The organism is Streptomyces sp. SA15 (genome assembly GCF_002291145.1).
In the GTDB taxonomy this organism is placed as follows: domain Bacteria; phylum Actinomycetota; class Actinomycetes; order Streptomycetales; family Streptomycetaceae; genus Streptomyces.
The window spans coordinates 1-8,202 of the sequence record NZ_NTGE01000029.1 but is presented as its reverse complement, the minus strand read 5'-3'; the positions used below and the strand labels follow the sequence as shown (position 1 = coordinate 8,202).

The 8,202-nt window shown below is 75.4% G+C and carries 2 protein-coding genes; both read left to right on the top strand.

Features of this window, described 5'->3' with window-relative positions:
* Nucleotides 1-2,842: beta-ketoacyl synthase N-terminal-like domain-containing protein (locus CLM62_RS04685; RefSeq protein WP_257003669.1), on the top strand; the 2,842-nt coding region annotated here is incomplete at its 5' end.
* 70 nt (nt 2,843-2,912) lie between these two features.
* The coding region (locus CLM62_RS04680; protein ID WP_143658941.1) for an SDR family NAD(P)-dependent oxidoreductase at nt 2,913-8,202 on the top strand (5,290 nt) is incomplete at its 3' end.

Sequence of the window (8,202 nt, the reverse complement as noted above, 5' to 3'; positions counted from 1 at the left end):
CGTGGAACCGGCGCCCGCTGCGGACCGGGCCACGGCCACCGGACAGCAGCCGTCCGCGGACGACGGGGACGACGCGGGCGGCGGAGGCGACGCGGGCGGCGGAGGCGACGCGGGCGGCGGGGGCGACGAACACGAGGGGGTGGGCCAGGACGCCGGACTGCTCGACGTCGTGCGGGACGTGCTGGCCGAGGTCACCGGGCACGAGCCGGGCCTCGTGGGGCCCGACACGCTCTTCGACGACCTCGGCATCGACTCGCTGTTGGCCATCCGCACGGTGGACCGCCTCTCCGAACGGTTCGGGCGACTGCCCCGCACCCTGCTCTTCGAGTGCCGCACCCCGGCCGAACTCGCGGACCACCTGCGCGGGCGGAACCCCGTCGGGGAACCGGCGCCCCCGACCGCGCCCGCCTCACCCGACTCCGCTCCCGGGACCACCCCCACGCCCGTCGTCCCCACGGCGGCCGACGAGGCCGCCGCCGACGCCGGCCCGTCCCCGGACGACGACGACCGGGCCGTCGCCGTCATCGGATTCGCCGGGCGCTTCCCGCAGGCCGACGACATGGACGCGTTCTGGCACAACCTCCTGCGGGGCCGGGACAGCGTCACGGAGATCCCGCCCGACCGGTGGCCGCTGGAGGGCTTCCACCGCCCCGGCCGCGACCGGCCGAACACGTCGTACGCCAAGTGGGGCGGCTTCCTCGACGGCATCGACCGTTTCGACGCTCCGCTGTTCAACATCTCGGCCCGGGAAGCGGGCACCATCGACCCGCAGGCCCGGCTGTTCCTGGAGAGCTGCTGGGCGGCCGTCGAGGACTCCGGGTACACGCCCGCGGACCTGGCGCCGGACGGCGACCCGCACCGGCCGAGGGACGTCGGCGTCTACGTCGGCGCGATGTACAGCGAGTACCAGCTCCACGAGGCGGAGGAACGGCTGCTGGGCAACCCCGTGCACGCCAACAGCGCTTTCTGGTGCATCGCCAACCGGGTGTCGTACTTCTTCGGCTTCGAGGGCCCCAGCATCGCCCTGGACACGGCCTGTTCGTCCGGTCTCAGCTCGATCCACCTGGCGTGCGAGGCGCTGCGCGCGGGCTCGTGCGCGGTGGCCGTAGCCGGTGCGGTCAACGTGTCGGTGCACCCGGACAAGTACCTGATGCTCAGTCAGGGACGGTTCCTGTCCAGCGACGGCAGGTGCCGCAGCTTCGGTGCCGGGGGCGACGGCTACGTGCCCGGTGAGGGCGTCGCCGCGGCCGTCCTCAAGCCCCTGCGCGACGCCCTGCGCGACGGCGACCGGATCCAGGCGGTGATCCGGGGCAGCGCGGTCAACCACGGCGGCCGGACCAACGGCTACACGGTGCCCAACCCGAAGGCGCAGGCCAACCTGATCGGCAAGGCGCTCGCGGACGCCCGGTTGAGCGCGCACGACCTCCACTACGTCGAGGCCCACGGCACGGGCACCGCGCTCGGCGACCCCATCGAGATGCGCGCACTGGTGGAGGCGTTCGCGCGGGACGGCCGTACCGGCCCCGGCGACTGCCCGATCGGCTCGGTGAAGTCGAACATCGGGCACCTGGAGTCGGCGGCGGGCATGGCGGCGTTCGCGAAGGTGCTCCTGCAGCTGAGGCACCGCGTCCTGGTGCCGTCCCTGCACGCCGACCCGCCCAACGCCGAGATCGACTTCGCGGCCACGCCGTTCACCGTGCAGCGGCACGCCGAGCCCTGGAACCCGGTCGGCCCGGACGGCGCGCCTGCCCTGCTCCGGGCGGGGATCAGCTCGTTCGGCGCGGGCGGCGCCAACGCCCACGTCGTCGTGGAGGAGGCCCCGCCCCTCCCCGTGGCCCCGCCGGACGACGGGCGGCCGCTGACGCTGTTCCTGTCGGCGCGCACCCCGGCCGTGCTGGCGGAGAGCGCGGGGCGCCTGCACCGGTACCTGCGGGATCTCTGGGCGGCGGGGAACGGTCCGTCGCCGGCCGACGTGGCGTTCACCCTGGCCGTGGGCCGGGTGCAGTTGGCACATCGTGCGGCGGTGCGGGGATCCTCCCGCGAGGAGCTGCTGGACGGGCTGTCCCGCGTCGCGGCCGGTGCCTCGCCCGGTGAGCACGACGAGGCGCCGGTGGCGCGGTGGGCGGAGGGCGGACGGGCCGACCTGCGGGCCGCCTGCGGCGCCGGGGACCGAGGGCGGCGGGTCTCCCTGCCGCACTACCCGTTCGAACGCATCCGCTGCTGGTACGACAACCAGCTCGACCGGCACGGCGGGACCGACGCCGAGTCCGGCTCGGGTGATGCGCGCCGTGCGGTGCGCGGGCACCTGCGGGACTTCGGGCTGGCACCGGCGCCGCACCCGGAGGGGGCGTCCGATCGGACGGCGGGTACGACCGTCGGTACGGCCGACGGGACCGGCCAGGAGCCACCGGCGTCGCCGCCCACCCATGCCACCGGCGCCCGGCTGGACGTGGACCACGTGCGCACCACCCTGCTGGAGGTCCTGAGCGACGTGCTGTACGAGGACGCGGCGGCGATCGGCGCCGACCGGCCGTTCGAGGAGATGGGCCTGGACTCCCTGCTGTCCGAGGAGCTCGTCGTGGCCGCGCGCGACCGGCTGGGCGTGACGCTCGACGTACGGGCCCTGTTCGAGCACCCGACGGTGAACCGGCTCGCCCGCCACCTCTGCGACGGCCACACCGAGGGCGGCCCGTCCGAAGACGACGTGTCCGACCGGCCGTCCGCACCGCCCCTGACGTCGCATCGTGACGATCCGGACGCCGTGCTCTCCGCGCTGCACAGCGGCGCGATCGGGCTGGAGGAGGCGGCCGCCCTGCTGGAGGGCGCGCAGGGCCGCCGATGATCGGCCGCCACGGCCCGCACCGTACCCGGGCCGCCGTACACGCCGTAGCCGAGGAAGGGATCTGGACGGCATGGACACCCGCGATGTTCTGAGCCGGTTCACCGCCGGTGACCTGTCGAAGGACGAGGCGCTGGCCCTGCTGCGCGACCGCGGCCCGGGCGCGCAGGGCACCGCCGTGCGGAACGGCGCGCCTCCACCACCGGCTCCGCGGCCCACCGCTTCTGAGGCCACGGGGCAGTCCACCCCTCGGCCCGCCGCTGCCGATCCCGGCACGTCGGGGCGGGTCCTTGAGCCGGTCGCCGTCATCGGATGCTCCGCCAGGTTCCCGGGCGCGGACGACCTCGACGCGTTCCGGAAGCTGGTGCGGGACGGCGCGGACGTGGTGGCCGAGGTGCCCCGGGACCGGTGGCCGGTCGACCGGTGGTACGACCCCGACCCCACGGCACCCGGCAGGTCGCTGTCGCGTTGGGGCGGCATGATCCCGGACGCGGCGGCCTTCGACGCCGAGCTGTTCCGGATGACACAGCGCGAGGCGGAACTGACGGATCCTCAGGCCCGGTTGTTCCTCCAGGAGTGCCGGCGCGCGGTGGAGAACGCCGGGTACGCGCCGTCCTCCCTGGCCGGATCCCGGTGCGGGGTCTACGCGGGCGTGATGCTCAACGACTACGCGCTGCGCGTCGAGCGGTCCAGCCGGCACCACCGGATGCCGCAGGTCATGCAGGGCAACTCGCAGTCGATCCTGGCCGCCCGGGTGGCCTACCTGCTGGACCTGGCCGGGCCGGTCGCCTCCGTCGACACCGCCTGCTCCAGCTCGCTGGTGGCGCTGCACCTGGCATGCCAGGCGCTGTGGCTGGGCGAGGCGGACCTGATGCTCGCCGGCGGCGTGACCCTCTACACGACCGAGATTCCCTACGTGTACATGAGCAAGGCGGGGATGCTCTCCCCCACGGGCCGATGTCGTCCGTTCGACGCGGCGGCCGACGGGTTCGTACCCGCCGAGGGCGGCGCGGTGGTGCTGCTGAAACCACTGCGCCGGGCGCTGGCCGACGGTGACCCGGTGCAGGCCGTGATCCGTGCCTCGGGCGTCAACCACGACGGTGCGACGAACGGTCTGACCGCTCCGTCGCGTCACGCGCAGTCGGCGCTGATCGAGGACACCTACCGCCGGTTCGGCATCGAGCCGGCCACCATCGACTACGTCGAGTGCCACGGCACCGGGACGCCGCTCGGCGATCCCATCGAACTCGCCGCGCTCAACGCGGTGTTCGCGCCTGCCGGGCTCCCGGCCCGCAGTGTCCCGGTCGGCTCGGTGAAGGCCAACGTGGGGCACACGTCGGCGGCGGCGGGACTGGCCGGCGTGTTCAAGGGGATGGAGGTGCTGGCCACCGGGCGGGTGCCGGCCACGCCGCACTTCAGGGAGGCCAACCCGCGCATCCCCTTCGACCAGGGTCCCTTCCGAGTCGCCGACGGGCCGGTCGACCTGGTCCGGGACGGCTCCCGGCCGTGGCGGGTCGCGGTCAGCTCGTTCGGGCTGAGCGGCACCAACGCCCACGTGGTCCTGGAGGAGCCGCCCGCGACGCCCGCCCCGGCCCCCGTCCCCGGTCCCGCCCTGGTCGTCCTGTCGGCACACCGGCACGACCTCCTCACCGCCCAGGCCCGCGCCCTGACGGCGTGGCTCCAAGGGCCCGGCGCCGACGCCGCGCTGTCCGACGTGGCCCGCACCCTCGCCGTCGGCCGCGACCACCAGAGCCACCGGCTCGCCGTCGTCGCCGAGGACACCGAGGAGCTGCGCGCCGCGCTCACCGCGTTCACGGAGGGACGGTCCTCGCAGCGCTGGGTCGTCTCTCCTCCCGAAGGCCCCGACAGCGCGGACGGCGGCGACAGCGTACGACGGGCCCAGGAACCCGTGCTGGGTCGGCTGTACGACCGCGTCGCCCCCACGGGCCGGGCATCGGCGGACGACCTGCTGGCCCTGGGACGGCTCTACGTCCAGGGGCATGCGGTGCGCTGGTCCGAGGTGTTCCCGCCCGGGCGGGGGCGGGTGGTGCCGATGCCCGGGTCCGTCCTGGCCACCGACCGCTACTGGATCGAGGAGGACACGCCCGCGTCCGCACCGGCACCGCAGCCCCCGGCCACCACTGCCCCCGTCTCTGCCCCGGCCCCTGCCCCCGCCTCTGCCCCCGCCTCTGCCCCCGCCCCAGAGCTGCCCGGCATCACTCTGTACGCGCCGCAGTGGATGCCGACTCCGGTCGCACCCGCCGGCACCGTGGCCGGGCCGTTGCTGGTGGTCGGCCCGGAGGAGCTGGCCACCGCGCTGGAGGCACGGTGGTCCGGTCCCGTCCGCCGGGTCGCGCCGGACGGGGCACCGCCCGAGACGGCCGCCTTCGCGGCGGAGCCGGCAACGGGTGAGCGGGTGACCGTCGTGGTGGCTCTGGAGCCGGGCGACTCGGCGACTTGGTGGGCGCCGCTGTTCGGGCCGGTCCGGCAGGTGCTGACGGAGCTGTGGAGGCGGCCGGTCCACGTGGTGGCGGTCGCGGCGGACCCGGCGACGGCCCTGGGAGCGGGCGGCTTCGTCCAGAGCCTCGCCCACGAGAACCCGCGGCTGACGGGCCGGGCGCTGCTGCTGGACGGCGTGGGGGCCGCCGAAGCGGCCACGATCACGCAGGAGGCCGCCGATCCGGAGCCCGGCTCGGGCCGGATCGTGGACCGGAGGGCAGGACGCCGTCTCAGCCGGCTGCTCGCCCCTGTCGAGCCGCCCGCCGCCGAACCACCCGGCACCGGCGCTCCGCTGCGGCCGGGAGCGGTGTACCTGGTCACCGGGGGGCTCGGGGGGCTCGGAAGGTTGACGGCCCGTCATCTGCTCGGACACGGGTCCCGGGTCGTGTTGTGCGGACGGCGCTCCCCGGAGGCGCTGGCGGAGGCCGACCGCGAGGCACTGGCGGCACTGGGCGCCGACGTCCGCTACGTGCCGGCGGACGTCACCGACGACGATGCCGTACGTGCGCTGGTCGACGACGTCCTGCGGACGGAGGGCCGGCTGGACGGCGTGTTCCACGCGGCCGGCACGCTCCGGGACGCCTACCTGGTGCGCAAGCGCCCCGAGGACGCCGACGCGGTGATCGGGCCGAAGGCGCTCGGCGTACGGGCCCTGGACGCGGCGACCGCGGGGCTGCGGCTCGACCTGTTCGTCCTGTACTCCTCACTCTCGGGTGCCGTGGGCAACCTCGGCCAGTCGGACTACGCGACGGGCAACGGCTTCCTGGACGGCTTCGCCGCACGACGGTGCGCTGCCGTCGCGCGCGGAGAGCGCTCGGGTCGGACGCTGTCGGTGGCCTGGCCGCTGTGGCGCGACGGGGGCATGACGGTCCCGGACGCGGTGCTCACCGCGATGCGTGAACGCACCGGCGCCGAGCCGCTGCCCGCCGGGACGGGCCTGGCCGCCCTGGAGGCGCTGCTGCGGCTGCCGGAGGACACCGGCGTGGTGGCGGTGTTCCACGGGGAGCGGTCCCGGTGGGAGGCGACGTTGCGTGCGTTCTCGGTGCTGGGGGAGGCACCGGAGACGACCGGGAAAGCGCGGGTGCCGGACACCGGCTCCGGCCCGCGGGCCCGGCAGGTGACCGACCTGGTGCGCCGCGCCGTGGCCGAGGTGACGGGAACCCCTGAGGGCGCCGTACGGATGGACGCGCCGCTGGAGACGCTGGGGTTCGACTCGGTCACGATCCGGAGCCTGGCCGCGGCGCTGAGCCGGACCGTCGGCCGTGTGGAGGGCGCCGAGGTGTTCGCCGCCACCTCGCTGTCAGCCCTGGCCACCCTCCTGGCGGACCGTACGGACGACGCCACCACGCCCGCGCGCCCACCGGCGCCGGCGGAACCACCGGCCCAGGCCGCCCCGCAGCCCCCCGCACCCCCCACCCGGCCGGCACCGCGACCGACGCCGTCGGCGAGCAGGCCCGAGGACGACGCGGCGCTGGCGGTGGTGGGGATGAGCGGGCGGTATCCCGGCGCGGCCGACCTCGCGGCGTTCCTGCGCAACCTCCGGGAAGGCAGGGACTGTTCCGGACCGTTGCGCTCGGACCGCTGGGCCGCGCAGGGCACCGGCACGGAAGGCATCCGGGGTCACTTCCTGACGGACGTCGACCGGTTCGACCCGGAGTTCTTCGGGCTCTCCGCCCACGAGTCGGCCCTGGTGGACCCGCAGGAACGGCTGTTCCTGGAGACAGCCTGGGAGGCGCTGGAGGACGCGGGGGCGCTCGGGGAGCGCCTGGACGACCTGCGCGACGCCACGGGCGAGCCGCGCAGCGTCGGCGTCTTCGTCGGCGTCACGTCCAGCGACTACCAGAAGGTCGGCGTCGAGGCGTGGAGCGGCGGCAACCGCACCGTCCCCGCCGGTCACTACTGGAGCCTGGCCAACCGGGTCTCGTACCTGCTGGACCTGCGCGGCCCCAGCCAGCCCGTGGACACCGCCTGTTCGTCGTCGCTGGTGGCGCTGCACCTGGCCGCGGAGGCGATCGCGCGGGGCGAGTGCGCGGCGGCGGTGGTGGGTGGGGTCAACCTCTATCTGCATCCGTCGCGCATGCTGCTGCTGAAGGAGTTCGGGTTCCTCTCCCCCGACGGACGCTGCCGTTCCTTCGGCGCCGGCGGCACCGGCTTCGGCCCCGGGGAAGGCGTCGGAGCGGTCGTGGTCAAGCCGCTGCACCGGGCGCTGGCCGACGGGGACCAGGTGTACGCCGTCGTCAGGGGCACGGCGGTGGCGCACGCCGGCCGCGGCCACGGGTACACGGCGCCGAGCCCACGCGCCCAGGCGCGGGTGATCCGCCGGGCGCTGGACCGGGCCGGTGTCGACCCCGCCACCGTGGGGCTGGTCGAGGCGCACGGCACCGGTACGGAACTCGGCGACCCGGTGGAACTGGCGGCCCTCACCGACGTGTTCGGCGGCCGTCCCGCGGACTGCCGGCCCATCGCCCTCGGCTCGGTCAAGTCCCAGATCGGGCACGGCGAATCGGTGGCGGGGCTGGCCGCGCTGACCAAGACGGTCCTGTCCCTGCGGCACGGCGAGCTGCTGCCGACGCTGCACGCAGACCCCGCCAACCCGGCGCTCGGCCTGGATCCAGCCCTGTTCACCCTGACGACGGAGGGCGGTCCCTGGCAGGACCGCACCGTGTCCGTGCCGCGCCGCGCGGGCGTCAGCTCGTTCGGCGCGGGCGGGGTGAACGCGCACGCCGTACTGGAGGAGTACGTGCCGCAGGACGGCGCCCGGCGGCCGCGGGTGCCCTCCGAGGGCCTGGGCGACGACGAACTGGTGCTGCTGAGCGCTCCGACGCCGGAGCACCTGACCGCCCTCGCCGACCGGCTCGCCGCCT